Below are 24,829 nucleotides of genomic sequence, written 5' to 3' on the forward strand. Positions count from 1 at the left end.
TGGCGCTGCCATTGTCAGGGCATGCGGCAGAAAGTCAACCTTAACGGGTGGTGCAGTGTCGCCATCCACGCGCGGGAATAAAAATATGCAATATGAAGATCTCTATCGCCGCATCGGACAGATTATTTATAGCTGCGGGCCTGAGAACGCACGTCAGCTGACGGTACAGGCTGAACTGTTTGCTGATGAGGAGGGGGGACAATATCAGTTTAACTATCTGGATGAGCAGGGCGAACCTGACTGGTTTGAGCCTGATGCGCGTGCCGTAGGCGACCTGACGGAGGCGCTGAGAGCGTTTCAGCACTATTTCATTGAGCATGAACTGTCACCGGGCCAGCCCGTCTGGACGCACTGCGTGGTGAAAATTGATGTGCCGGAGTCAGCCATCAGCATCGACGTATACTGAAACCGGGCATCCCTGCCCGGCACTGTGACTCAGGAACGAACGGCGACCATTCTGGCGTGGCGGCGTGCCGCGCGTTTGCGGTGTACCAGCCGGCTGGCAGCCAGCACCAGCAGCGTCAGAATAGCGGTTGCGATGATCTCCGGGCGATGCTGCTGATTAAACAGCATGGAGCCCAACACGCCGATGATAAACACAATGGTTGCCCAGGTGAGTCCCGGGAAGAGCCACATGCGGTAGCTCAGGACCTCACCACGCGCCTCGCGCTTTTTACGCAGCACCAGGTGAGAGGCTGCAATAACCAGATAGACCAGCAGCGCAATGGCTCCGGAGCTGGCCAGCAGGAACTCAAAGACGGCGCTGGGTGCCACGTAGTTGGCAAATACCGCCAGAAACGCCGCTGCGGTTGAGAGCAATACCGCAACCCATGGCGTACCGCTGCGCGTGGTGCGTGATGCGGCCGCGGGGGCATCCTGACGGCGCGACAGCGAAAACAGCATACGCGAGGCGGTATAGAGCGCAGAGTTCAGGCAGCTGCAGACGGCAATCAGTACCACAATATCGACAATCAGACGCGCGTGCGGGATGTTCATTATCTCCATAGCGGTCTGATAAGAACCGTTCTTCATCAGCGCCGGACTGTTCCACGGCACCAGCGAAATTACCAGGAAAATTGACAGCAGATAAAACAGCGCGATACGCCAGATGACGGAGTTAGTCGCCTGGGTGATTTGCTTTTTCGGTTCACGCGACTCCGCTGCGGCAATGGTGACAATCTCCGTGCCCATGAAAGAGAACATCGTGGTCAGAATAGCCGCCAGTACGGCGCTGATTCCGTTTGGCATAAAGCCTTTGGTATCCCAGAGATGTGAGATCCCCTGCGTATTGCTGCCGGGCAGCAGGCCAAATACCGCCAGGCTACCGGCGACCAGGAAGCCGACGATTGCCACCACCTTCAGCAGGGCAAACCAGAACTCAAACTCGCCATAGTTTTTCACGCTGAACAGATTACTGATGGTCAGAAACGCCGTAATCGCCAGGGTATATTCCCAGACGTCTACCTGCGGAAACCAGCCGTGCAGGATAGTGCCTGCGGCGTTAGCTTCAAGCGGGATCACCAGCACCCAGAACCACCAGTAGAGCCAGCCGATGGTAAAACCGGCCCAGCGCCCCAGCGATTTATCAGCATAGGTGGAAAAAGAGCCGGAATCAGGCGAGGCGACGGCCATTTCAGCCAGCATGCGCATAATCAGCACCACCAGCGTACCGGCGGCAATATAGGCGAGCAGCACCGCCGGTCCCGCTTCGGCGATGGCGTGACCGGATCCGACAAACAGGCCGGCCCCGATAACGCCGGCAATAGATAGCATCCTCACGTGGCGCGGCTTCAGGCCTGGTGCCAGTACGTCGGCATTCTGAGCAGTCATAGTTTTTTCTCCGAATCGTCTCTCAGGCGACGTACAGCGCCGCCTGGCGTGAAGGTGGACAAGTCAGGCCTGCAGCGGACAGGCCTGAGGTGCAGCGCGGTTTAACGCTGCGGAGTGAGCAGACCGCCGAGAATATCGAGCGCCTGACGGAACTGCGCGTCCGGAATCGTCAGCGGATAGAGGAAGCGGATGACGTTACCCTGCGGTCCGCAGGTCAGCAGCAGCAGCCCCTGCGCCATCGCCTGCTGCTGCAGCGCCTGTGCACTCTGCGCATCAGCAAACTCCACGGCCACCATGGAACCCAGCGCGCGGATATCGGTAATAGCAGGCTGCGTGGCGCGTACTCCCTGCAGAAATTCGGTCAGCGCAGCGCCAAGCTGTACGGAGCGTTCGCAGAGCTGCTCTTCGGCGATGACATCCAGCACCGCGTGCGCTGCCGCAATAGAGAGAGGGTTACCGGCATAGGTTCCCCCCAGGCCGCCGGGACCGGGCGCATCCATAATTTCTGCTCGTCCGCTGACGGCGGAGAGCGGCATACCGCCGGCGAGGCTTTTTGCCATAGTGATAAGGTCCGGCTCCACGCCATAGTGTTCCATGGCAAAGATTTTTCCGGTGCGGCCAAATCCGCTTTGTACTTCATCAGCAATCAGCAGAATGCCGTGCCGATCGGCCAGCGCGCGCAGCTGCGTCATAAATTCAGGGGGGGCGATATGGAAGCCACCTTCGCCCTGGACCGGCTCCAGCACGATCGCGGCCACATCCTGCGGGGCGATATCCTGCGTAAAGAGGTCATCCAGACTTGCCAGCGCATCTGCTGTGGTGATGCCGGTGACGCTGTTTGGATAACGGGCGTGGAATACGGAGGCGGGCATCGGGCCAAAGTCGCGCTTATAGGGAGCCACTTTGCCGGTCATCGCCATGGTCATAAAGGTGCGGCCATGAAACGCATTGCCAAAGGTGATGATACCGTGACGCCGCGTGGCGGCGCGCGCAACCTTAACGGCATTCTCTACCGCTTCAGCACCGGTGCTGAAAAACGCGGTTTTCACTTTACCGGCGATAGGAACCAAATCGTTAATGCGTTCCGCCAGCGCAACATAGTTCTCATAAGGCGTGACCTGGAAAGCGGTATGGGTAAACTTCTCTAACTGATCTTTGATGGCCTGCACGACGCGCGGATGGCGATGGCCGGTGTTCAGAACCGCAATACCGCCGGCAAAGTCGATCCAGCTATTACCTTCAGTGTCGCGCAGCGTGGCGTTTTCCGCCTGCTCAACAAACCACGGGCACAGGTTGCCGGTGCCGCGTGGCAGGGCGTCATCTTTACGTTGTTGCAGCTGGCTGTTTTTACCTTCCATAACCTTTCCTTAGCGATAAGCTTCTTTACAAATCACGACAAACACGCTTATTTATGCCTGCAGCGGCACAGGTTGCCAGAGCCAATTCAACGAAAAAGGATGGAGCCAATTGCGGAGTTTGTATGCCGATCATGTTCTGGAACGTCTGCAATTTGTTGCAGAGGGCACGCTGCAGCAGCGCCTGCTTATCTGCATGCAGCAGGCGATTGCTGAAGGTATTTTCCCGCGCGCCTCGCGCCTGCCCGCCACGCGCGATCTGGCACGCGAGCTGGCGGTATCGCGTAATACGGTGCTGAACGTCTATGAAAATCTCATTGCGCAGGGATACGTCACGGCGCGCACCGGCAGCGGCACCTGGATTGCTGAAACGCTGCCTGAGGGGTGTCTGAACAGCCCGCAGCGCGTTCCTGAGCCTGCTGCCGCGTTGACAAAACCTGCTGCGCTGTCGCGACGGGGGGCAACCCTGCTCGGCCACGCCAACGCCTCACCGTGGCAGTGGGGCGCATTTGTTCCGGGCGCGCCCGATGTGCGTCAGTTTCCGCATAAGCTGTTCAGTCAGATCCAGGCGCGGCTGAACCGCGATCCGGAGATAGAGCGGCTGATCTACAGCAGCAGCGGAGGCTGTCCGCTGCTGCGTCAGGCGCTGGCGGAGTATCTCAGCGTGGCGCGTTCGGTACGGGCGGACGCCGACCAGATTATTATTACCGAGGGTGTGCATCAGGCGGTGGATCTGGTGACGCGCGTGCTGTGCGACGCGGGGGATCCGGTCTGGATCGAGGAGCCAGGCTACTGGGGAACGCGTAATTTGCTGCGCATCAACGGCCTTAAAATCCAGGCGAAAGCGGTGGATGAGCAGGGCATCATTCCAGATCTGACGTCGCGCAGTAAACCGCCAAAAATGATATTTGTGACACCGTCACACCAGTATCCGCTGGGCGTACATCTTAGCCTGGAGCGTCGCAGGCAGCTGCTTGATTTTGCGCGAAAACATAAAAGCTGGCTGGTAGAAGATGACTACGACAGTGAATTTCGTTTTTCCGGCCAGCCGTTTCCGTCGCTGCAGGGCTTTGAGGCGGATGCACCGGTTATCTATATGGGCACGTTCTCTAAAACGCTCTATCCGGCGCTGCGGCTGGGCTATCTGGTGGTGCCAAAAGCGCTGGCACAGCCGCTGCGGCTGGCGGCAGCGGAGCTATACCGGGGCGGTCACCTGCTGATCCAGCGCGCGCTGGCAGAGTTTATTCAGAAAGGGCATTACATGGCGCATATCCGCCGCATGCGCAAGCTTTACAGCCAGCGGCGGCAGTTTCTGACCGGGCTTATCTCCCGCTATCTTGGGGAGGCGTTTATGCCTGCGGTGAACTATCAGGCGGGTCTGCATCTGGTACTGCCGCTGCCGCAGGGGTGTGATGACGTGGCGATAGCTGCGCTGGCGCTCAGGCGCGGCGTGAAGGTGCGTGCGCTGTCGCAGTATTATATGCATCCGCAGGAGAAACGCGGTTTACTGCTGGGATATGCCTGCGTTGACGAGCGTCAGTGTCAGGATGCGTTTGGCGCGCTGAGAGGCTGTCTGCTGGAGGCGGGCGTGATCGCGCGTGGCAGCGGCACGGAAAATCTGGCATAAAAAAAGCCGGCAACCCGTGAAGGTTGCCGGCCTGATGTCAGCCGGAGAATCAGGCGCTCAGCAGCTGATCGGCGGTTTTTTCCACCAGAGCCAGCAGCAGCTTGATATCATCCAGCGTCACGGTCGGATTCAGCAGCGTCAGCTTCAGGCAGGTCACACCCTGATTTTCGGTCACGCCTACGTTAGCGCGGCCCGACTCCAGCAGCACATCGCCGATGCGCTGATTAAACAGGGCAATCTGCGCGATATCGGTGAGCTGCTGCGGACGATAGCGGAACAGCACGCTTGCCAGCTGCGGCTGCATCACCAGCTCCAGGCGCGGTGTCGCTTCAACATACTGCGCCACTTCCTGCGCCAGCGTGACGCCGTGGTCGATAATTGCCGCATACTGTTTCTGACCCAGCGCTTCCAGACCCATCCACAGCTTCAGCGCATCGAAGCGACGCGTGGTCTGCAGCGATTTAGAGACCAGGTTTGGTACGCCCGCCTCTTCATCAAACTCAGAATTCAGGTAAGCCGCCTGATAACGCATCAGTTCATAGTGACGCGCATCCTTCAGCAGAAATGCGCCGCAGCTGATGGTCTGGAAATATTGCTTATGGAAGTCCAGGGTAACGGAGTCCACCATTTCCAGGCCATCCAGATAGTGGCGATACTTCTCTGACAGCAGCAGCGCGCCGCCCCATGCCGCATCCACGTGCACCCAGATGTTACGTTCAGCAGCAATGGCAGCAATTTCGCGCAGCGGATCGATAGCGCCTGCGTCAGTGGTACCCGCCGTAGCAACAATCGCCAGTACCTGTTCGCCATTCGCTTCAGCCTGCGCCAGTTTGGCCTGCAGATCGTTGACGTCCATGCGCGCAAAGTCATCCGACTTCACCTGAACCACTGACTGATAGCCGTGGCCGAGCAGCGCCATGTTCTTTTGTACGGAGAAGTGCGCATTTTCAGAGCAGAACACTTTCATCTTACGCAGATCGCCGGTGATGCCATCCTGCTGCACCGAATGTCCCTGGCGGGCAAAGAAGGCATCACGCGCCAGCATCAGACCCATCAGATTGCTCTGGGTGCCGCCGCTGGTAAAGACGCCCGCGTCGCCGGCAGCGTAACCCACCTGAGCACGCAGCCATTCAATGAGTTTGACCTCAATGATGGTCGCTGATGGGCTCTGGTCCCAGGAATCCATGCTCTGGTTTGTGGCGTTGATCAGAACTTCAGCGGCCTGGCTTACCACCAGGCTTGGGCAGTGCAGATGCGCCACACACTGCGGGTGGTGCACTGACAGGCTGTCTTTCAGGAAATACTCAATTGCGCGCTCAATCGCGGCCTGGTTACCCAGGCCGTCAGGATTGAAGTCAAGCGCAATTCGCTCGCGCAGTTCGGCAACCGTTTTGCCCTGATACATCTCAGGCTGTTGCAGCCACTGCACAACCGCGGCGCTGCTCTGGGCAATCGCCTGCTGATACGCCTCAATGCTCTGCGCAGAGCCGGCCAGAATCGGGTTCACTTCACTCATTTACTTTTCCAGTCAAACAGGTTTGACGCCAGCGCCCAGCAGCGCCTGCTCAAATTTATCCAGGAATACAGCCAGCTCTTCGTTTGTGATAAGCAGGGACGGCAGCAGGCGCAGGACAGAACCGTGACGGCCGCCGCGCTCCAGAATCAGGCCCGCTTCGAAGCATTTCTTCTGCAGCAGCGCAGAAAGCTCGCCATCTGCCGGGAAGCTGCCCATGTGATCGGCTGGCTCATCAGGCTTAACGATTTCGATACCGATCATCATGCCCATGCCGCGAATATGACCGATAACCGGGAAGCGCTGCTGCATCTCTGCCAGCTGTGCTTTCAGCCATTCACCCTGTTCCGCAACTTTGGCAGCAATATTCTGCTCGGTCAGCACTTTCAGGGTAGCCAGACCAGTCGCCATCGCCAGCTGATTGCCGCGGAAAGTACCGGTATGGTGTCCTGGTGACCAGGCATCAAACTGCTTTTTAATGCCCAGCACAGCGAGAGGCAGGCCACCGCCAACCGCTTTTGACATCACGATGATGTCCGGCTCAATGCCGGCGTGTTCAAAGGCGAAGAATTTGCCGGTGCGGGCAAAGCCTGCCTGAACTTCATCCAGAATAAGCAGGATGCCGTGCTCCTGCGTGACTTTGCGAATGCGCTGCAGCCACTCTGCCGGTGCCGGGTTCACGCCGCCTTCACCCTGGACCGCTTCCAGAATAACGGCTGCCGGCTTGCGCACGCCGCTTTCTACGTCATTGATCAGGTTATCGAAGTAGTAGGTCAGCGCTTTCACGCCTGCGTCGCCACCGATACCCAGCGGGCAGCGGTACTGGTGCGGATAAGGCATAAACTGCACTTCCGGCATCATGCCGTTAACCGCTTCTTTTGGCGACAGGTTGCCGGTCACCGCGAGCGCGCCGTGCGTCATGCCGTGATAGCCGCCTGAGAAGCTGATAATACCGCTGCGGCCGGTGACTTTCTTCGCCAGCTTCAGCGCAGCTTCAACGGCGTCCGCACCGGATGGGCCGGTGAACTGCAGGCAATACTCTTTGCCCTGGCCAGGCAGCAGAGAAAGCAGTGATTCAGAGAATTGATCTTTCAGCGGTGTGGTCAGATCAAGAGTATGTAACGGCAAGCCGCTGGTAATGACATTTTGGATGCTCTGCAGAACATCAGGATGGTTATGACCAAGTGCCAGCGTCCCTGCGCCAGCCAGACAGTCAAGATATTGCTTATTCTCAACATCCGTAATCCACACGCCGTTGGCTTTAGCGATAGCTAAAGGCAATTTGCGCGGGTAACTCCTGACGTTTGATTCAAACTCAGCCTGACGGGCTAAGAATGCGTCGTTGTTTCCGTTGAATGAGCTGGCACCAAAATTATCAATACGGACTTTATCCGTCATCATATCTCTCCTTCAACCGGGGCTCGCAGTGGCTGGCCGATTGACTAATTGAACAAAAAAGTATCAGTAATGTAAAAAGCGCGGCCAATATAGAGCCTTTTGCCTCACATCACAATGATTAATTTTGTGTAGAATTGTTTATTCTTTTCATATACGAATCATAACGTTGGACAGAAACTGGCCGCTGTTATTTCTCCGCTAAAATAGCCAGCTTTAAATTATTGAATGAATAAAGAGACTTATACCCGCCAGTGAAAGCCACGGACCAAACGGAACAGGGCGGTCTGGCCGCTGAAAACAGCAGGGTTTGATAAAGATCACAAAAATCAGCGCGCTGCCGCAGGCGATAAGCAGCAGCGCCGGCAGCGACGTCCAGCCAAGCCAGGCACCCAGCGCTGCCATTAATTTTGCATCCCCCAGTCCGATGCCGGGCTGATTTCTCAGCAGCTGATAGCACCAGCCGGTAAAGCGAATCACGCTATACCCGGCCGCTGCGCCGGTAACGGCATCACGAAGCGTACCGGGCATCGCATCACCGGCATGCAGTAGCAGGCCAAGCCAGAGCAGCGGCAGCGTAATCGCATCCGGCAGCAGCAAATGCGTCATATCGATAAGCGAAAGCGCCAGCAGTGACCATGCCAGCAGCAGTGCGGCAATCAGGCGGCTGTCCGCGGGCAGCAGCTGCATCAGCAGCAGGGCGATCAGCGACGTCGCGGCCTCAGTAACCGGATAACGACAGCTGATAGGGCCATAGCAATCGCGACACCGGCCGCGCAGCAGCAGCCAGCTCAGCACCGGGATCATGTCATACCAGCGCAGGGCGCGTTCACAGTGTATGCAGCAGGAGGAGGGAGCCAGCAGGGAAGTGAATGTGGCCGCCCCGGCGATGTGTCGTGGCAGCCGGTACACCACAACGTTAATAAAACTGCCCGTCGCCAGCGACAGCAGCGTCACCATTACCAGCATCATATTCTCCTCCTTCTCACATGACGTAATTCATCTGCGAGTAACCTACCTGATATCCGGCGAGTGAGGTATTTAAAATCAATATTTTCAGGTAGTTGCAGAAAAAATTGCGCGCCACATCCAGAAAAATCAGCGTGTAAAAATCTCAACGGCAGCCCTGCTTTTTGTCATGCCGCGCTCTGCACAATTATCAATCAACCCTAAACGCTGAAGAAGTTGGCTGAGTAAACACTGCAAATTTAATGTTGCGTTAAGTTTTGTTGCTTATGGTGATTACGCAGGAAAAATAGCAGGTGCACTAATGTTTTAGTCGATCGGCTATGTCAGCGCTGAGCCAGTGAACGGGCGTGATGTTAACCAGTTTTTCACTATAACACGTTGAGAGTGCGTTGAAGTTGCGCAGAGTGACAGGTGCAGAGTTTATTCCTGCATTGTGGTCAGAGCATAATTGATAAGGTGGATTTATGTCTTTCTTACCCTTTTCGCGTCCCGCTTTGGGCGAAGAAGAGCTGGCCGCCGTCAGTGCGGTGTTCGCTTCAGGCTGGATCACCACCGGCCCGAAAAATGCTGCGCTGGAGCAGGCTTTCTGTGAATTGACTGGAAACCAGCACGCCATTGCCGTCAGTTCAGCGACTGCCGGCCTGCACGTTACGCTGCTGGCGCTGGGCATTCAGCCCGGAGATGAAGTGATCACCCCTTCGCTAACGTGGGTCTCTACGCTCAATATCATCACGCTGCTGGGAGCCACGCCGGTTATGGTTGATGTCGACCGTCATACGCTGATGGTGACGGCACCGCAGATTGAAACGGCGATCACACCACGCACCCGGGCGATTATTCCGGTGCATTACGCCGGTGCGCCGGTTGATCTGGCGTCAATCTGCGCGCTGGGTGAGCGCTACGCCATTCCGGTGATTGAGGACGCCGCGCACGCTACCGGCTGCCACTATAACGGCCAGCATGTCGGACAGCGCGGCACGGCGATCTTTTCACTGCACGCCATCAAAAATATCACCTGTGCCGAGGGCGGCGTTGTTGTAACGGATGATGCTGAACTGGCCGACCGGGTGCGCAGCCTGAAGTTTCACGGCCTGGGGGTGGATGCCTGGGATCGCAATACGCACGGGCGCAAACCGCAGGCAGAGGTGATAGAACCCGGTTTTAAATACAATTTGCCCGATATCAATGCCGCTATTGCGCTGGTTCAGCTCGGTAAGCTTGAGGCTATCAACCGGCGCCGCCGGGAGATTGCGCAGCGCTACCTGCAGGCGCTGGCGGATACGCCTTTTCTGCCGCTGAAACAGCCGGACTGGCCGCATCAGCACGCCTGGCATCTGTTTATCATTCGCGTGGATGAAGCTACCTGCGGCATCAGCCGCGATGCGCTGATGGAGGCGCTGAAAGCGGAGGAGATCGGCACCGGACTTCACTTCCGCGCGGCGCACACGCACAAATATTATCGCGAGCGTTATCCGCATCTTTCCCTGCCTGACACGGAATGGAACAGCGAACGTATCTGTTCGCTCCCGCTGTTTCCTGATATGCAGGATGAGGATGTCAGCCGGGTGATCGGCGCGCTGCGTACGCTGGCAGGAGGCCGCCATGCTGGATGAAAAACCGCTTCAGAAAATCTCTGTGGTTATCCCGGTCTATAACGAAGAGGAGAGTTTGCCGGAGCTGGTACGCCGCACCAGCGCAGCCTGTAGCACGCTGGGTCTGAGCTTTGAGATCCTGCTGGTGGATGACGGCAGCAGCGACCGCTCGGCGCAGATGATCGCTGATGCCGCTGATATGCCAGGAAGTCACGTCGTCGGCGTACTGCTTAACCGAAACTATGGTCAGCACTCTGCGATTATGGCGGGCTTCGCCCATGTATCGGGCGACCTGATTATTACGCTGGACGCCGATCTGCAGAACCCGCCCGAAGAGATCCCGGCGCTGGTCAAAGCTGCGCAGCAGGGTTACGACGTGGTGGGCACAGTACGCCAGAACCGGCAGGATAGCTGGTTTCGTAAACGCGCCTCACGCGCCATCAATCAGCTGATCCAGCGCGTGACCGGCAAAGCGATGGGCGACTATGGCTGCATGCTGCGCGCCTATCGCCGGCATATTGTTGACGCCATGCTGAACTGCCATGAACGCAGCACCTTTATTCCCATACTGGCCAATACCTTTGCCCGCCGCACTATCGAACTGCCGGTCGCACACGCTGAACGCGAGTTTGGCGATTCCAGATACAGCGTCATGAAGCTTATCAATCTGATGTATGACCTGGTGACCTGTCTGACCACGACGCCGCTGCGCCTGCTGAGTATTGCTGGCAGCCTGATTGCGCTGGCGGGCTTTGCCTTTTCGATAGTGCTGGTGATCTTGCGCCTGTTTTTTGGCGCCGGCTGGGCCGGCGACGGTCTGTTTATGCTGTTTGCAGTGCTGTTCATTTTTGTCGGCGCGCAGTTTATCGGGATGGGCCTGCTGGGCGAATACATCGGGCGTATCTACAACGATGTACGCGCGCGGCCGCGCTATTTCATTCAGCGGGTGATCCACCCGCAGCAGGAAACTCCTCAGGTTCAGGAAATCAAACCATGAAAACAGTTGTTTTTGCCTATGCGGAAATGGGTTGCGCAGGAATCAACGCGCTGCTGAAAGCGGGTTTTGAGATTGCGGCGATCTTTACGCACACCGACACCGGCGCAGAGAGCCATTTTTTTGATTCCGTCGCGCGCCTCGCCGCTGAGCGCGGCATTCCGGTGCATGCGCCTGAAGAGATCAATCACCCGTTATGGATTGAACGCATCCGCGCCTTGCAGCCTGACTATATTTTCTCCTTTTATTACCGCGCCATGCTGAGCGACGCTATTTTGGAATGTGCGGCACGCGGCGCGTTTAATCTGCACGGCTCGCTGCTGCCCGCCTATCGCGGACGCGCACCGCTTAACTGGGTGCTGGTTAATGGCGAAACGGAAACCGGCGTGACGCTGCATCGCATGGTTAAGCGGGCCGATGCCGGTGACATTGTCACGCAGGAAAGGGTGGCGATCGATGAGCAGGATGACGCGCTGACGCTGCACCGTAAGCTGGTCGCCTGTGCTACGCAGCTGCTGGAAGGTACGCTGCCAGCGCTGAAGCGCGGCGAGATTGTAGCCCGGCCGCAGGATGAGCGGCTGGCAACCCGGGTCGGACGCCGCACGCCGGAAGATGGACGTATCCGGTGGGAGCAGAGTGCGCAGCAGGTGAATAATCTGGTGCGCGCGGTAACCTGGCCGTGGCCCGGTGCTTTTGCCTTTGCCGGTACGGTGAAGTTTATGGTGTGGAAAGGACGTGTGCACGCCGGCACGCCGGATGCCAGAGCCGGGACCATACTCTCTGTCGATCCGCTGCAGGTCGCCTGCGGCCAGGGCGCACTGGAAATTATCACCGGCCAGTGTGACAACGGCGTGTTTATGAATGGCAGCCAGCTGGCGCAGAGCCTGGGGCTGGTGCCCGGCGCGCTGCTTTACTCTGAGCCGGTGGCGGCTGTTAAACGCCGCACGCGGGTGCTGATCCTCGGGGTGAACGGCTTTATCGGCAATCATCTGACTGAACGCCTGCTGCAGGATGATAATTTTGAGGTTTACGGGCTGGATATCGGCTCTGATGCGATAAGCCGTTTTCTGAACGAGCCGCGTTTCCACTTTGTTGAGGGCGACATCAGCATTCATTCTGAATGGATTGAGTATCACATCAAGAAGTGTGACGTGGTGCTGCCGCTGGTGGCGATTGCTACGCCGATTGAGTACACCCGTAACCCGCTGCGCGTATTTGAACTCGATTTTGAAGAGAACCTGAAAATCATTCGCGACTGCGTTAAATATAAAAAACGCATCATCTTCCCTTCTACCTCTGAAGTGTACGGCATGTGTACCGATCGGCATTTTGATGAGGATAGCTCTAACCTGGTGGTCGGTCCGATTAACAAGCAGCGCTGGATCTACTCGGTTTCCAAACAGCTGCTCGATCGGGTGATCTGGGCCTATGGTGAAAAAGAGGGCCTGCGCTTTACGCTGTTCCGCCCCTTTAACTGGATGGGCCCCCGGCTGGATAACCTCAATGCTGCACGCATTGGCAGCTCGCGCGCCATTACGCAGCTGATCCTCAATCTGGTAGAGGGATCGCCCATCAAACTGGTGGATGGCGGGGCGCAGAAGCGCTGCTTTACCGATATCCGTGACGGCATTGAGGCGCTGTTTCGCATCATTGAAAACCGCAACGGTAACTGTGACGGGCAGATCATCAATATTGGTAATCCTGAAAATGAAGCCAGTATTCGTGAGCTGGCGGAGCATCTGCTGGCAAGCTTTGAGCGCCATCCGCTGCGCGACCGTTTTCCGCCGTTTGCCGGGTTCCGCGAAGTAGAAAGCAGCAGCTACTACGGCAAAGGGTATCAGGATGTGGAGCATCGCAAGCCCTCGATAAAAAATGCGCGCCGGCTGCTGAACTGGGCACCGGATGTGGATATGGATACCACCATCGATAACACCCTTGATTTCTTTCTGCGCACTGTTGAACTGCAGGAGAAGCCATGAAAAAAGTGGGGCTGCGGGTCGATGTTGATACCTGGCGCGGCACCCGGCTGGGCGTCCCGGCACTGCTGGAACAGTTCAGCCTGCATCAGCTGCAGGCGAGCTTCTTTTTCAGCGTCGGGCCGGACAATATGGGGCGCCATATCTGGCGCCTGCTTAAGCCGCACTTTTTTCACAAAATGGTGCGCTCGCGGGCGGCATCGCTCTATGGCTGGGATATTCTGCTGGCCGGTACCGCCTGGCCAGGACGCCACATCGGACGCGGCCAGGCGGACATTATCCGCGCCACCGCCGATCATCATGAGGTTGGCCTGCACGCCTGGGATCACTTCGCCTGGCAGACCTGGGCGGGCGTCTGGTCAGAACAGCGGCTGGCGCAGGAGATCGGGCGGGGCAGGCAGATGCTGGAAGCGCTGACAGGTGACGCCGTCACTTGTTCAGCCGTTGCCGGCTGGCGGGCAGACAGCCGGATTATTGCTGCAAAAGAACCTTTCCATTTTCGGTACAACAGCGACTGCCGCGGCAGCGGCCCGTTTATCCCGCTGCTACCGGACGGTACAGAAGGCACAGTACAGATCCCGGTCACGCTGCCTACCTGGGATGAAGTGGTGGGGCAACAGGTGAGTGCTGCGCGCTTCAACGATTTTATCCTTGAGCGCATGCAGCACGCTGCGGGCACCGCGGTTTACACCATTCATGCCGAAGTTGAGGGGATCGCCGCGCGCGACGCCTTTAGCAACCTGCTCGATCGCGCCCGGCAGGCCGGTATTCAGTTCTGTCCGCTCAGCGAGCTTCTGCCTGCCGATCTCTCCACTCTGCCGCGCGCGCCTGTGATACGCGGCCGGATTGCGGGTCGGGAAGGGTGGCTGGGCTATCAGGCAGAAAACTAATCAGGGAGTTCTGATGCGTACAGGCACCAAAATTACGCTGCTGCTGATGCTGTTTGCGCTCTATTATCTGCTGCCGGTTCCGTTTCGCGATCTGTGGCAGCCCGATGAGCTGCGTTATGCAGAGATCAGCCGCGAGATGATTGTCAGCGGCAACTGGGTTGTGCCGCACTTTTTTGATTTGCGCTATTTTGAAAAACCTGTCGCCGGCTACTGGATAAATAATCTGGGCCAGCTGCTGTTCGGACACACTAATTTTGGCGTCCGCGCCGGCGCGCTGTTCAGCACGCTATGCAGCGGCCTGCTGATTTTCTGGCTGGGATGCCGGATGTTTGCCAGCCGCAACGTCGCCCTGCTGGCCAGCACCGTTTTTCTGACCTCGCTGCTGGTTTACGGAGTCGGCACTTATGCGGTGCTGGACCCTGTTCTGCTGCTGTGGCTGACGGGAGCGATGTGCAGCTTCTGGTACGCGGCTCAGGCATGCACATTCCGGCAGCGCTTCTCCGGCTATCTGCTGCTGGGTGCGTCCTGCGCCATGGGGTTTATGACCAAAGGCTTCCTGGCGCTCGCGGTTCCGGTGCTGGCGATTGTGCCGTGGATGGTGTGGCAGCGCCGCTTCACGGAACTGCTACGCTGGGGGCCGCTGGCGCTGCTGACCGCAGTACTGCTGAGCCTGCCGTGGGCGCTGGCGATAGCGCAGCAGGCGGGAGATTTCTGGCACTACTTTTTCTGGGTTGAGCATATTCAGCGTTTTGCTGAAGAAAACGCGCAGCACAAAGCGCCTTTCTGGTATTACCTGCCGGTGCTGGTTGCGGGCACGCTGCCCTGGCTGGGGCTGCTGCCCGGCACGCTGATAAGCGGCTGGCAGCAGCGTCGCCAGCAGGCAGGCGTGTTTTATTTACTGAGCTGGGTCCTGCTGCCGCTGCTGTTTTTCAGTATTGCAAAAGGCAAGCTGCCAACCTATATCCTGCCCTGTTTTGCTCCGCTGAGCCTGCTGATAGCAGGTTATGCATCAGGAAACAGCGCACGCTTAAACACCGCGCTGCGGTTTAACGGCTGGATCAACCTGCTGTTTGGCGCGCTGACCGCGCTGGCGGTGATAAGCGTACTGGCACCGTGGGGGCTGGCTCACCGGCCGCTCTACAGCAGCGACGAGAAGCTGCGTGCGACTCTGGCTGCGCTCGCTTTTACCGGCTGGGCGCTGGCAGCAGGTGTCAGCCTGCGCACCGGGCGCTGGCAGCTGGCAGCGCTCTGCCCGCTGGCGCTGGCGCTGCTGGTGGGATTTGCTATTCCCGACCGGATACGGGACGCCAAACAACCGCAGAACTTTGTTCGCCACATAGAGGAGCGGCTTGCGCAGAGCCGCTTTATCCTGGCGGATAATCCCGGCGTCGCCTCGGCGATCGCCTGGCAGCTCAAACGCAGCGATATCTTTTTTTACAGCAGCAAAGGCGAGCTGGAGTATGGTCTCAGCTATGCCGATGCCCGAAAGCGCTACGTTGCCGGAGCGGAGTTTGCCGACTGGCTGCGCGTCCATCGCAGAGAGGGTGGTGTCGCGCTGGTACTGATGCTGGATGCCGGGCAGAAAACGCCGGATGCGATGCTGCCGGTGCCGGATGATGTCTGGCAGCAGGGACGGCTGGTTTATTACAGCTACCGTCGCGCGCCATGAATCTGCTGCTGATTGTTCTGGTCAGCCTGCTCAGCTGTGCAGCCCAGCTCTGTCAGAAGCAGGCCGCGCTGATGGCGTCAGGCGGCAGGCGCATGGCGCTCTGGGTCGCGCTCAGCCTGCTGCTGCTGGGGGCGGCGATGCTGCTCTGGCTGCTGGTATTGCGCAGTGTGCCGGTCAGCCAGGCCTATCCGATGCTCAGCCTTAACTTTGTGCTGGTGGCGGCAGCCGCACGCCTGATCTGGCGCGAAGCCTGTACGCTGCAGCAGTGGCTGGGCACGCTGCTGATTGTCGCGGGGGTGGCGCTGATGGGGAGTCAGCTATGAAAGGTACAGGGCTGGCGCTCGTAAGCGTCGCGCTGGTGACGCTGGCGCAGCTGATGCTGCGCAGCGCGATGATGGAGTTTCCCGCGTTCAGTGCGCTGCTGCAGGGCGGCGCACGCCCTGTGCTGATGCTCTGCGCCGGCCTTGCAGCCTACGGGTTATCGATGCTCTGCTGGCTTGCCGCGCTGCGCTATCAGCCGCTCAGTCAGCTCTATCCGCTACTCAGTCTGAGCTACGTACTGGTCTGGCTGGCTGCTGTCGTTCTGCCGTGGTTTCATGAGCCTTTTCGCTGGAGCAGTCTGGCGGGCGTAGTACTGATTGTGGCGGGTCTGCTGGTGGTATCGCTGCCGCGCGGTAAAAAACAGGACTGCTGATATGCGCTTAGTCAGCACGATACGGGGCTGATGTAAATCACTCAAAGAAGCAGCGGAGCCGCTCAGCCTGATGTTTTAGTATCCCTTCAGTTGCCTTCCAACCCGTACGCATCAGGACTGAATATGACCGGTAAACTAAGCAGCGACCGCCTCTGTATTAATCGCAAAATTGCTCCCGCTCTGAGCATCAGTGAATTTTTTGCGCTGGTGGCAAAGCTGGGGCTGCACAAGGTTGAAATCCGCAACGACATGAAAAGCGGCAGCGTGACCGACAATCTCGGTGGCGCGCAGGTCAGCGCGCTGGCGCGCGAGCACGATCTGACTATCGAAACAATCAATGCGGTTTATCCATTTAACCAGCTCAATGATGAGGTTCTGGCAAAGACCCGCGGCCTGCTGAAAGACGCAGCTGAAAGCGGTGCCAGAGCGCTGGTGCTCTGTCCGCTCAACGATGGTGCGCCGGTCAGCGACGCACAGACTATCGATGCGCTGCAAACGCTGGCGCCGCTGTTTGCAGAATACGGCATTCAGGGGCTGGTTGAGCCGCTGGGCTTTCCGCAGAGTTCGCTGCGTTCTGCCGCGCAGGCGCAGCAGCTGATCAAACAGGCCGGGGTGCCGTTCAAAATTGTGCTGGATACCTTCCATCATCATCTTTATGAAGGTGCCGAGGCGGACTTTGCCGGGCACGTCAACGTGCATGAGATTGGTCTGGTTCACCTGTCCGGCGTGACCGATACGCGGCCGGCGGCAGAGCTGACGGATGAAGAGCGTATTATGCTCAGCGCCGATGACAGACTGCAGACAAAACAGCAGGTGGCCCGCCTTGAAGAGATGGGGTATCGCGGGATCTATGCATTTGAGCCTTTCTCATCGGTGATGGAGAGCTGGAGCGCTGCTGAGATTGAGCAGCAGATCCGCAGCAGTATCGACTATCTCAACCGCTAACCGCAACCGGCTCAGGAAACAGACTATGACACTCAATATTGGCGTAATTGGCACCGGTGCAATCGGTCGTGAACATATCCGGCGCTGCAGTCAGGTGCTGCAGAACGCGCGCGTAGTGGCGCTGAATGATATCGACCGCCGTCAGTGTGAAGAGGTCGCAGCTGCGCTACAGCTGCAGGCGGAGATCTACGACAGCGCGCACGATCTGATTAATGCGCCTGACGTACAGGCCGTGCTGGTGACCTCCTGGGGCCCCACTCATGAAGAGTTTGTGCTGGCGGCGATCAAAGCGGGCAAGGCGGTATTTTGTGAAAAGCCGCTGGCAGTGACGGCGCAGGGCTGTATGAACATCGTTGAAGCGGAGATGGCCGGCGGTAAAAAACGCGTACAGGTCGGCTTTATGCGACCCTATGACAGCGGCTATCGCGCGCTGAAGCAGGTGCTGGAGAGCGGTGAGATTGGCGCGCCGCTGATGCTGCACTGCGCGCATCGCAATCCGGAGGTGGGTGACAGTTACACCACGGATATGGCGATTACCGATACGCTGATCCATGAGCTGGATGTGCTGCGCTGGTTACTGAATGATGATTACGTCAGCGCGCAGGTGATCTGGCCACGCAAAACGCGTCACGCCAGTTCACACCTGAAAGATCCGCAGATTGTTCTGCTGGAAACGGCGCAGGGTACGCGCATTGACGTCGAAATTTTTGTTAACTGCCAGTATGGCTATGACATTCAGTGTGAAGTTGTCGGAGAAAGCGGCATTGCCCGGCTGCCGGAACCTGTGGCGGTGCAGACGCGCAGTAACGCAGCGCTCTCTGTGGCCATCCTGACCGACTGGAAAAAGCGCTTTATCGATGCATACGATGTGGAGCTGCAGGCGTTTATCAACAATGTGCTTGCCGATGAGCTGACCGGGCCTTCTGCCTGGGATGGTTATGCGGCGGCGGTAGCGGCAGACGCCTGCGTCGCGGCTCAGAAGAGTGGCGATATTGTTCAGATTACGATGCCACCCCGTCCGGCTTTTTATCAGTAACCCCCGCCTGAACTGCGCGCCTGCTCTGCAGGCGCGCTGCTGTCATTATCTGCTTACAACCCTGCCAGTCTGTTTTTGCGTTTTGTACTCTACATACTAGTACATGATGTGTATCATCCCGCCTTTGCTAATTTTCTGAGTCGTCTTAATGTCAGTACCTCAACTCACGCCGCGCCAGCCCTCAGTCTGGTGGGGCGCTATGATTATCTGTGGCACCGTTGTGGGTGCCGGTATGTTTACGCTGCCTGTGGTTATGGCAGGAAGCTGGTTTGGCTGGGGCGTGCTGCTGCTGTTTATCAGCTGGGGCGCGATGCTGCTCTCCGGCCTGCTGTTTATGCGCGTCAGCCTGCACTATACTGCCGGCGCCGGCTATGACACGCTGGTGCGCGATCTGCTGGGACGCGGCTGGGCAAGGCTCAACGGGTTAAGCATCCTGTTTGTACTGGGTATTCTGACCTACGCCTACATTTCAGCCAGCGGTCCGGTCTATCAGCACTCCCTTAATCAGCTGGGACTGCCGCTGACAGCGGCCGGTGCGAAAATTGCGCTGACGCTGCTGGTTGCAGGGGTCGTGCTGCTCGGCACGCGTGGCGTGAGCCGGCTTATGACCTTCTGCGTAGTGGCAAAAATTGCGCTGCTTATTATGCTGTTTGGCGGACTCCTGATGCAGGTTGACAGTGCCTCACTGCTGCAGCCAGCGCCAGAAGGCAGCGCTTACTGGCCCTATGCGCTCGGCGTGCTGCCTTTCTGCCTGGCCTCTTTTGGGTATCACGGCAATATCACCGGGCTGGTGAGCTATTACCATCGCGACCGGCGCAGGATCGCACGTGCGCTGCTGCTCGGGACCCTGATGTCGCTTGCGCTCTACCTGTTCTGGATCGTCAGCACGATGGGAAACCTGCCGCGCAGCGCGTTTCCGGGTATTGTTGCGCAGGGCGGGGATATCGCCGCGCTGATGGCGGCGCTGGGCTCGCATCTGCAGGTGCCGGCATTAACCCTGATGCTGTCGCTCTTTTCCCATTTTGCCGTTATCGCTTCGTTTCTTGGCGTCACCGCAGGATTGTTCGACTATATCGCCGACCGTATGGGGCAGGGCGATACGCGCCGGGCACGGGTGAAAACGGCGCTACTGACCTTTTTGCCGCCGCTGCTGGCGTCGATTGTCTGGCCACACGGGTTTGTGGCGGCCATCGGCTATGCCGGATTGTTTGCCACCCTGTGGGCGGTAGCGATCCCGGCCTTGCTCGCATTACGGGCAGAAAAGCGCTTCGCCACGCATAAAAAATCTTCCCTGGCAATCACGCTGGTACTGCTATTTGGGGGACTGAACATCGTAGCGTGGCTGCTGAGCTGGCTGGAGTGGTTGCCGCGATTTGGCCCAGGCTGACAGGAGAACGCGCTGGCCTGACGCCAGCGCGTTTTATCAATCAGTTACCGCGATAGGTTGAATAGCCATACTGGCTCAGCAGCAGCGGGATATGGTAATGCTGATCGGTTTTCTCAAGGTTAAAAATCACCGGAATTTCCGGAAAGAAAGTCTGCTGATTAACTGATTTATAATACTCCCCGGTTTTAAACACCACGCGATAAATACCTGACTGCGCCATTTTATCTTTCGGATAGAGTGCCGGGATCCGCCCCTGCGCATCCGTGGTGGCTTCTGCCAGTTTTGTCCAGTTATCGCCTGCTTTCTGATCCAGTTCTACTTTTACGCCAGCGGTGGGGATGCCGGTCTGCAGGTTGAGCACGTGCACGCTCACCGGGTTTTTCATGGTATCGGCCGAGGCGACGCCAGCGGTGCAAAGTAAAACAGCAGAAAGCAGAAGGTGTTGAGGTTTCATTTCATCGTCCTTTAATGTGAATGCGTGAAATGAAGCATAGAGGCTAAGGGCCGGAGCGCCTCACGCTGGCCACAATCTGTGAAATTTCCCAGAAGGGTGCGGCAGGCGGAGCGCCTGCCGCAATGGATCACTTGCCGTTCTGTACCAGAGTGCCTTTCAGACCGTGCGGCTCTGAACGCAGATACTGCGGCGGAGCCTTAACGGTGGCGCCCAGCTCAGCGGCAGCGTGCCACGGCCAGTGCGGATCCCAGAGCATGCCGCGCGCCAGCGCAATCAGGTCCGTATCACCGGTGTGCAGAGCCTGTTCCGCCTGCTGCGGATCGGTTATCAGTCCGACACCGATTACCGGTATATCCACCACTTTGCGAATATCGCGCGCAAAAGAGAGCTGATAGCCTGGGCCGATATCGATCTCCTGATCGGGCGACAGTCCGCCGCTGGAGACGTGAATATAGGCACAGCCTGCGGCGGCCAGCTGCTGGCTGAACGCAATAGACTGCTCATTATCCCAGCCGCCTGCGACCCAGTCAGTTGCTGAAATACGCACGCCCACCGGTACTGAATCTGGCAGAGCATCGCGTATCGCCTGAAACACTTCCAGCGGATAGCGCATGCGGTTTTCCAGCGATCCGCCATATTCATCATCGCGCTTGTTACTGAGCGGAGAGAGAAACTGATGCAGCAGATAGCCATGGGCAGCATGCAGTTCAACCAGTTCGATACCGATGCGGACCGCGCGCTGCGCGCTGTCAACAAAGGCCTGTTTCAGGCGCATCAGCTCCTCTTTACTCAGCGCGTGTGGCGCCTGTTCGCCCGACTGGTAAGCCTCTGCGGAGGGAGCCACCGTCTGCCAGCCGCCCTGTTGAGCCGAAAGCTGCTCGCCGCCTTCCCACGGCACGGCACAGGAGGCTTTGCGACCTGCGTGACCCAGCTGGATACCTATTGGCAGGGTTGCCCATGGACGGATATCCTCCAGCACGCTGGCCAGTGCCGCCTCAGTCTCATCGTCCCACAATCCCAGATCGCCCGGCGATATGCGGCCGATATCCTCAACGGCTGTTGCTTCGATAATCAGTAAGCCCGCACCGGACAGGGCAAGCTGCCCCAGATGGATACGGTGCCAGGCGGTGGCTTTACCCGCCTCAGCGGAGTACTGACACATGGGCGCAATAATAATGCGATTCTCCAGCGAGAGCTGTCCCAGTTTCGTGGCGCTAAATAACAGACTCATCTTAACCTCATGTTTTCAGGGGATCTCAGGTGAAATAAGTGTAGATGGTCATCGGCGAACGGAGGCGGCCCGGCACAGGGATTCTGTTTCTAAGCGTTAACCGGAAAGATTTGGCTTTCTAGTTACAACATACTATTTCACTATAAATACACCCTCTGCAGCCGCGGCAATGATATCGCCTGACAGGGCTTGCGGTGGCCTTTAATTTACCTCTGAAGCGAGCAGAGATAACGATAAACAGCGGCATCCTGCGGATCCGGCCTGAAGCGCTGGCCATTACGACACTGAGCACAGATGGTACGATAGTGCCGGTTCAGTCCAAGTTCGCATAAAATACGCAGCCAGCCATTGGCTCCGTAGCACTGTTGTTCATAGATTTTTTCCCGCATTTTCTTAACGTCGAGACGCAATAACACAGCATTCAGATCGCTGTACTCAGGATGTTTTTTGGTTTTACCTATCCGGGTAAACATGAAATTGCGCATATAAAAAGGCGCTACGTTCTCTTTAACCTGAATAAGCAGATCGTCTACCTGCTCTACAAAAATCGTATAAATCATAATCCTGAGATAGAGCATAAACACCAGATTGTCCTGCTGCTGCGTCTGCTTGACCGACAGCGTACCCAGCTCTACGACTTTCCGGTTTTCCAGCCCGAGGGCGGCTATCTCTGCACCAAACAGCAGGGAGCAGGGCAGCTGCTGGTTTCGCTGAGCAATCACGCTGATTGTGCCGAGGATCTCCTGTTTTTTACGCGCCAGAAACAGGGTGCTGTCAGGATGAAGCAGGCCTTCGTTATAAAGGAACAGCGCACGCTTGCTCTTGATAATACCGCTACGCTGGTAGGCACTATGCGTGACTTCCATGCCTTTCAAAAAATCGAGAAAAGCGGTCGCTGGCGCAATATCGATCAGCTTATCGCTATCATTAAGCAATCTGCATAGTTTGAGCGTTCTTTTACTCAGAACGCCATCCGATACCGCGCTGACAGTCACTGATTTCCTTAGCGAATCCACAATTATCCCTGACAATAAATTTTAGTATCGCTAATGTATTCAGGGTATCTAATGATTGGAATTAGTTTTGATCGAAAATTTAGTAATCACTGCTTAAAGTAAAATCTGTTATTCAGCTTAAAGAGCAGCAGCGCCACTGCAGCATTTTATGCTTAATGTTAAGCGGTATGTCGCACGTGCCTGTGGCCTCAGCGCAGTCTTTCAAAGTGTCTGTAACAGATAATACTGGAAAAAACCTGCTGAACGTTCGCTATAGCCGCTTGTCATTTTAAGAGCAATGTTTTTGCCTCGCACATGATTTTTAACATCACAATTTACAGGGGTATGACCAAAAATAATTAAATACCCTTTCTTATTAAGCAGCGTAATAAGTTTATCGATAACAGGTGCTGCCTGATCGTGTCTTATCACTTCATGATTGGCGAAGCGGCAAAAAATAATATCATACCTGTCACGGTCACAGGATTGCATATAGTCGCTCTGTACAACCTGCGGCAGTTGCTGCCTGGCCTTCAGGACCATTTTTTCCGCGCGATCGGCAGCGAAATAGTTTAGCCGGGGAAGCTTTTGTTTTACTGAGGCAAGGAAGGTTCCGGTAGAGCAGGCCGGGTCAAATACGCGGCAGTCGGGAAAAGCAATCTCACGCAGCAAATTTACGGTATGCAGGCGGAAGTGCGCTTCCTGTATGTCCAGCTTCTCCGGTGTACCGGCCATCTGATCCCAGAATGATTCCGGGCATATAGCCTCATTCCCTTCATCATCCAGCGGCGGCCATGGAAAGTGGATATTGTAATCCGGGCAGGGGGGAAGTAATTTTTCACGCCACGCCGGATCGTCCAGCACTCTGATGCCGAGGGTTATTTCATCTTTGGTTTCATCCAGCGAAATGAGCGGGCCTTTTATCATATCGGGAAGAATGATGCTGTAAGCCACGTGGCTTAACGGCTTTCGTATGCCGGCAAAAATCGATTCAGAGGTTGTCATGATAAAAATATCATGCCGTTCCCGATTCGGGACCCGGATGTAAATTATTCTACTCATATCTGATCCTGATAGCTTCGGCAGGGAATAACGACGTTACCCAAACTGACCAGGGCAAATCGCTCCATACCGGGCATGACGGCACAGGCCAGTGATACGCCGGCAGGATCGCTGTCTATTTCTTTAAGCCATACAGGCAATCCGGCCATTTCGCACAGGGTTGTCAGGCGGTGAAGGTGCTCTTGCAGAGTCAGTTCAGCGCGTTTCTCTGGCAGCTCAACGCTGACAGAAGCGAGGCTGCCAAAATCGGCAACAAGGCTGCGATATAATTTTTCATGCTCTCTCAGGTTATGCTGGTGTTTTTCCAGTTCCTCAGTAAAGCAGGTAAAATTATCGGCCAGTTTATGCAGCTGGACCAGTTCTTTGATAGCCCGGGCAACCGCATGGTCAGCATAAAGTGAACAGCCAGCGCCGTAGATGTTTATCCCCAGGCGCGGCTTACTCTTACAGTAAGCAAGATAAACAGGAGGCAGTGACGGTTCTGAGGCATCAATAATATTGATTTCATCCTCTAAAGCAGACTGAGCATCATTGAAAAGTTTTTCAGCTGCAGGGGGCAGTGAATCCGTATTAACAAGTCGAACCTCTTTTTGTGTACCATAGAAAAATGTTTTTGCCAGCAGGATACCTGTGCAGTGCCGCTCTATTATTTCTCCGATGGCGTGAATCGCTGCTTCAGTAAAACCATAACCCGCAGCGATACCTGCATTACTGGTATAGCGTCGCGCTGCGCTATAGTCTGTAGTGTCTCCCTGAATGATATGGCTAAAATATTCGCAATCCGTTAAAAAAAGAGGCCAGAGCAGTGACGCACAACCCTTTTTATCTGTAAATTCCACTGCTGCAATTTTGGCGGGTGATGATTTCGCAAGAATAGTCAATGGCAACATCCCGCGAAGTTCTGCCTGCTGAATGACTGACCCGAAGGGATATAACCTGCTTTTCTCTCTGAGTGCCGGAAAGCTTCTGTAATGTTCATAAGCTTCATAGAGTGCACCAACACTGGCTTCCTCTGCATAGCCTTTACCGCAGCCAGAAATCGGTTTGGTGCCACTTTCCCTGTTTAACAGCGTAACCGTAGCTGAAAGCGTATTGCCAAAGTTGTCATTTTTTATCTGAATATTCTGTCGGGAAAAATAACGCTCTATTGCGTTTCTTGACCGGGTAAGGGTGACAGATCTTTCAGGCAGGATAGTCATGATAAATGTCCATATT

22 protein-coding genes are annotated in these 24,829 nt (G+C 56.6%); 12 read left to right on the forward strand and 10 right to left on the reverse strand.

Annotated features, from left to right (window positions below; translation table 11 throughout):
* Positions 1-85: 85 nt before the first annotated feature.
* Positions 86-406 carry a hypothetical protein gene (locus tag DBY66_RS03815; RefSeq protein WP_040113465.1) on the forward strand — a complete coding sequence of 107 codons (321 nt, stop codon included), beginning with the start codon at positions 86-88 and terminating at the stop codon, positions 404-406.
* Positions 407-435: 29 nt separating this feature from the next.
* Here the strand turns inward: DBY66_RS03815 and gabP are convergent, their stop codons facing one another.
* Both gabP and gabT read right to left on the reverse strand, forming a co-directional pair.
* Positions 436-1,830 (reverse strand): GABA permease, encoded by a 1,395-nt coding sequence (gene gabP / locus DBY66_RS03820; RefSeq protein WP_071668316.1) that lies wholly within the window; start codon positions 1,828-1,830, stop codon positions 436-438.
* Positions 1,831-1,931: 101 nt separating this feature from the next.
* Positions 1,932-3,188, reverse strand: a complete 1,257-nt coding sequence (gene gabT / locus DBY66_RS03825) for a 4-aminobutyrate--2-oxoglutarate transaminase (protein ID WP_104085669.1) — start codon at positions 3,186-3,188, stop codon at positions 1,932-1,934.
* 109 nt (positions 3,189-3,297) lie between these two features.
* Here gabT and DBY66_RS03830 point away from each other — a divergent pair, with 109 nt between their 5' ends.
* Entirely contained in the window at positions 3,298-4,812 is a 1,515-nt protein-coding gene (locus tag DBY66_RS03830; protein ID WP_175540448.1) for a PLP-dependent aminotransferase family protein, read from the forward strand.
* Positions 4,813-4,861: 49 nt separating this feature from the next.
* Here the strand turns inward: DBY66_RS03830 and DBY66_RS03835 are convergent, their stop codons facing one another.
* From DBY66_RS03835 to DBY66_RS03845, 3 genes are all read right to left on the reverse strand, one after another.
* Complete coding sequence (locus DBY66_RS03835; RefSeq protein WP_040113468.1) at positions 4,862-6,328, reverse strand: aspartate aminotransferase family protein; 1,467 nt, start codon at positions 6,326-6,328, stop codon at positions 4,862-4,864.
* Between the two features lie 12 nt (positions 6,329-6,340).
* Entirely contained in the window at positions 6,341-7,723 is a 1,383-nt protein-coding gene (locus DBY66_RS03840; protein ID WP_108569902.1) for a diaminobutyrate--2-oxoglutarate transaminase, read from the reverse strand.
* Between the two features lie 213 nt (positions 7,724-7,936).
* Positions 7,937-8,692, reverse strand: coding sequence for an A24 family peptidase (locus tag DBY66_RS03845; protein WP_108569868.1), 756 nt, complete (start codon positions 8,690-8,692; stop codon positions 7,937-7,939).
* Positions 8,693-9,153: 461 nt separating this feature from the next.
* Between DBY66_RS03845 and arnB the strand changes: the two genes are divergently transcribed.
* The 10 genes from arnB to DBY66_RS03895 all read left to right on the forward strand — a co-directional run bounded on the left by arnB (position 9,154) and on the right by DBY66_RS03895 (position 19,872).
* The gene (gene arnB, locus DBY66_RS03850) at positions 9,154-10,302 is read left to right on the forward strand and encodes a UDP-4-amino-4-deoxy-L-arabinose aminotransferase (RefSeq protein WP_071668320.1); all 1,149 of its coding nucleotides are present in this window, start codon (positions 9,154-9,156) and stop codon (positions 10,300-10,302) included.
* Positions 10,292-11,278, forward strand: coding sequence for an undecaprenyl-phosphate 4-deoxy-4-formamido-L-arabinose transferase (gene arnC, locus DBY66_RS03855; protein ID WP_108569867.1), 987 nt, complete (start codon positions 10,292-10,294; stop codon positions 11,276-11,278). The genes arnB and arnC overlap by 11 nt, the downstream gene beginning before the upstream one ends.
* Positions 11,275-13,254 carry a bifunctional UDP-4-amino-4-deoxy-L-arabinose formyltransferase/UDP-glucuronic acid oxidase ArnA gene (gene arnA, locus DBY66_RS03860; protein WP_108569866.1) on the forward strand — a complete coding sequence of 660 codons (1,980 nt, stop codon included), beginning with the start codon at positions 11,275-11,277 and terminating at the stop codon, positions 13,252-13,254. The genes arnC and arnA overlap by 4 nt, the downstream gene beginning before the upstream one ends.
* A complete protein-coding gene (gene arnD, locus DBY66_RS03865) occupies positions 13,251-14,141 on the forward strand; it encodes a 4-deoxy-4-formamido-L-arabinose-phosphoundecaprenol deformylase (RefSeq protein WP_108569865.1) in 891 nt (296 codons plus the stop codon). The genes arnA and arnD overlap by 4 nt, the downstream gene beginning before the upstream one ends.
* Positions 14,142-14,154: 13 nt before the next feature.
* Positions 14,155-15,810 carry a lipid IV(A) 4-amino-4-deoxy-L-arabinosyltransferase gene (gene arnT / locus DBY66_RS03870; RefSeq protein ID WP_108569864.1) on the forward strand — a complete coding sequence of 552 codons (1,656 nt, stop codon included), beginning with the start codon at positions 14,155-14,157 and terminating at the stop codon, positions 15,808-15,810.
* On the forward strand, positions 15,807-16,133 hold the full coding sequence (gene arnE / locus DBY66_RS03875) for a 4-amino-4-deoxy-L-arabinose-phosphoundecaprenol flippase subunit ArnE (RefSeq protein WP_040113474.1): 327 nt from the start codon (positions 15,807-15,809) through the stop codon (positions 16,131-16,133). Before arnT ends, arnE begins: the two co-directional genes overlap by 4 nt.
* Entirely contained in the window at positions 16,130-16,504 is a 375-nt protein-coding gene (arnF, locus tag DBY66_RS03880; RefSeq protein WP_108569863.1) for a 4-amino-4-deoxy-L-arabinose-phosphoundecaprenol flippase subunit ArnF, read from the forward strand. Before arnE ends, arnF begins: the two co-directional genes overlap by 4 nt.
* Before the next feature lie 123 nt (positions 16,505-16,627).
* A complete protein-coding gene (locus DBY66_RS03885) occupies positions 16,628-17,449 on the forward strand; it encodes a TIM barrel protein (protein WP_108569862.1) in 822 nt (273 codons plus the stop codon).
* A gap of 25 nt (positions 17,450-17,474) precedes the next feature.
* Complete coding sequence (locus DBY66_RS03890) at positions 17,475-18,485, forward strand: Gfo/Idh/MocA family oxidoreductase (protein ID WP_108569861.1); 1,011 nt, start codon at positions 17,475-17,477, stop codon at positions 18,483-18,485.
* Positions 18,486-18,633: 148 nt separating this feature from the next.
* Positions 18,634-19,872 carry an aromatic amino acid transporter gene (locus DBY66_RS03895; protein ID WP_071668325.1) on the forward strand — a complete coding sequence of 413 codons (1,239 nt, stop codon included), beginning with the start codon at positions 18,634-18,636 and terminating at the stop codon, positions 19,870-19,872.
* Between the two features lie 40 nt (positions 19,873-19,912).
* Here the strand turns inward: DBY66_RS03895 and uraH are convergent, their stop codons facing one another.
* From uraH to DBY66_RS03920, 5 genes are all read right to left on the reverse strand, one after another.
* Positions 19,913-20,326 carry a hydroxyisourate hydrolase gene (gene uraH / locus DBY66_RS03900; protein WP_108569860.1) on the reverse strand — a complete coding sequence of 138 codons (414 nt, stop codon included), beginning with the start codon at positions 20,324-20,326 and terminating at the stop codon, positions 19,913-19,915.
* Positions 20,327-20,453: 127 nt separating this feature from the next.
* Positions 20,454-21,557, reverse strand: coding sequence for an NADH:flavin oxidoreductase/NADH oxidase (locus tag DBY66_RS03905; protein ID WP_040113479.1), 1,104 nt, complete (start codon positions 21,555-21,557; stop codon positions 20,454-20,456).
* A 206-nt stretch (positions 21,558-21,763) separates the two neighbouring features.
* Entirely contained in the window at positions 21,764-22,552 is a 789-nt protein-coding gene (locus tag DBY66_RS03910; RefSeq protein WP_139239662.1) for a hypothetical protein, read from the reverse strand.
* Between the two features lie 222 nt (positions 22,553-22,774).
* Positions 22,775-23,557 (reverse strand): class I SAM-dependent methyltransferase, encoded by a 783-nt coding sequence (locus DBY66_RS03915; protein WP_158531828.1) that lies wholly within the window; start codon positions 23,555-23,557, stop codon positions 22,775-22,777.
* Positions 23,558-23,610: 53 nt separating this feature from the next.
* The gene (locus DBY66_RS03920) at positions 23,611-24,813 is read right to left on the reverse strand and encodes a YcaO-like family protein (RefSeq protein ID WP_158531829.1); all 1,203 of its coding nucleotides are present in this window, start codon (positions 24,811-24,813) and stop codon (positions 23,611-23,613) included.
* Positions 24,814-24,829: the final 16 nt, after the last annotated feature.

Source organism: Pantoea sp. RIT413 (assembly GCF_003057675.2).
Lineage (GTDB): Bacteria > Pseudomonadota > Gammaproteobacteria > Enterobacterales > Enterobacteriaceae > Pantoea > Pantoea eucrina.

What these genes read in the sequence shown, in the direction of transcription:
- DBY66_RS03890 (WP_108569861.1), top strand. Translation starts at nt 17,475, where the DNA reads ATGACACTCAATATTGGCGTAATTGGCACCGGTGCAATCGGTCGTGAA.
- DBY66_RS03920 (WP_158531829.1), bottom strand. Translation starts at nt 24,813, where the DNA reads ATGACTATCCTGCCTGAAAGATCTGTCACCCTTACCCGGTCAAGAAAC.
- DBY66_RS03885 (WP_108569862.1), top strand. Translation starts at nt 16,628, where the DNA reads ATGACCGGTAAACTAAGCAGCGACCGCCTCTGTATTAATCGCAAAATT.
- uraH (WP_108569860.1), bottom strand. Translation starts at nt 20,326, where the DNA reads ATGAAACCTCAACACCTTCTGCTTTCTGCTGTTTTACTTTGCACCGCT.
- DBY66_RS03915 (WP_158531828.1), bottom strand. Translation starts at nt 23,557, where the DNA reads ATGACAACCTCTGAATCGATTTTTGCCGGCATACGAAAGCCGTTAAGC.
- DBY66_RS03845 (WP_108569868.1), bottom strand. Translation starts at nt 8,692, where the DNA reads ATGATGCTGGTAATGGTGACGCTGCTGTCGCTGGCGACGGGCAGTTTT.
- DBY66_RS03840 (WP_108569902.1), bottom strand. Translation starts at nt 7,723, where the DNA reads ATGACGGATAAAGTCCGTATTGATAATTTTGGTGCCAGCTCATTCAAC.
- arnT (WP_108569864.1), top strand. Translation starts at nt 14,155, where the DNA reads ATGCGTACAGGCACCAAAATTACGCTGCTGCTGATGCTGTTTGCGCTC.
- arnF (WP_108569863.1), top strand. Translation starts at nt 16,130, where the DNA reads ATGAAAGGTACAGGGCTGGCGCTCGTAAGCGTCGCGCTGGTGACGCTG.
- arnC (WP_108569867.1), top strand. Translation starts at nt 10,292, where the DNA reads ATGCTGGATGAAAAACCGCTTCAGAAAATCTCTGTGGTTATCCCGGTC.
- arnB (WP_071668320.1), top strand. Translation starts at nt 9,154, where the DNA reads ATGTCTTTCTTACCCTTTTCGCGTCCCGCTTTGGGCGAAGAAGAGCTG.
- DBY66_RS03905 (WP_040113479.1), bottom strand. Translation starts at nt 21,557, where the DNA reads ATGAGTCTGTTATTTAGCGCCACGAAACTGGGACAGCTCTCGCTGGAG.
- arnA (WP_108569866.1), top strand. Translation starts at nt 11,275, where the DNA reads ATGAAAACAGTTGTTTTTGCCTATGCGGAAATGGGTTGCGCAGGAATC.
- gabP (WP_071668316.1), bottom strand. Translation starts at nt 1,830, where the DNA reads ATGACTGCTCAGAATGCCGACGTACTGGCACCAGGCCTGAAGCCGCGC.
- DBY66_RS03895 (WP_071668325.1), top strand. Translation starts at nt 18,634, where the DNA reads ATGTCAGTACCTCAACTCACGCCGCGCCAGCCCTCAGTCTGGTGGGGC.
- arnE (WP_040113474.1), top strand. Translation starts at nt 15,807, where the DNA reads ATGAATCTGCTGCTGATTGTTCTGGTCAGCCTGCTCAGCTGTGCAGCC.
- arnD (WP_108569865.1), top strand. Translation starts at nt 13,251, where the DNA reads ATGAAAAAAGTGGGGCTGCGGGTCGATGTTGATACCTGGCGCGGCACC.
- gabT (WP_104085669.1), bottom strand. Translation starts at nt 3,188, where the DNA reads ATGGAAGGTAAAAACAGCCAGCTGCAACAACGTAAAGATGACGCCCTG.
- DBY66_RS03815 (WP_040113465.1), top strand. Translation starts at nt 86, where the DNA reads ATGCAATATGAAGATCTCTATCGCCGCATCGGACAGATTATTTATAGC.
- DBY66_RS03835 (WP_040113468.1), bottom strand. Translation starts at nt 6,328, where the DNA reads ATGAGTGAAGTGAACCCGATTCTGGCCGGCTCTGCGCAGAGCATTGAG.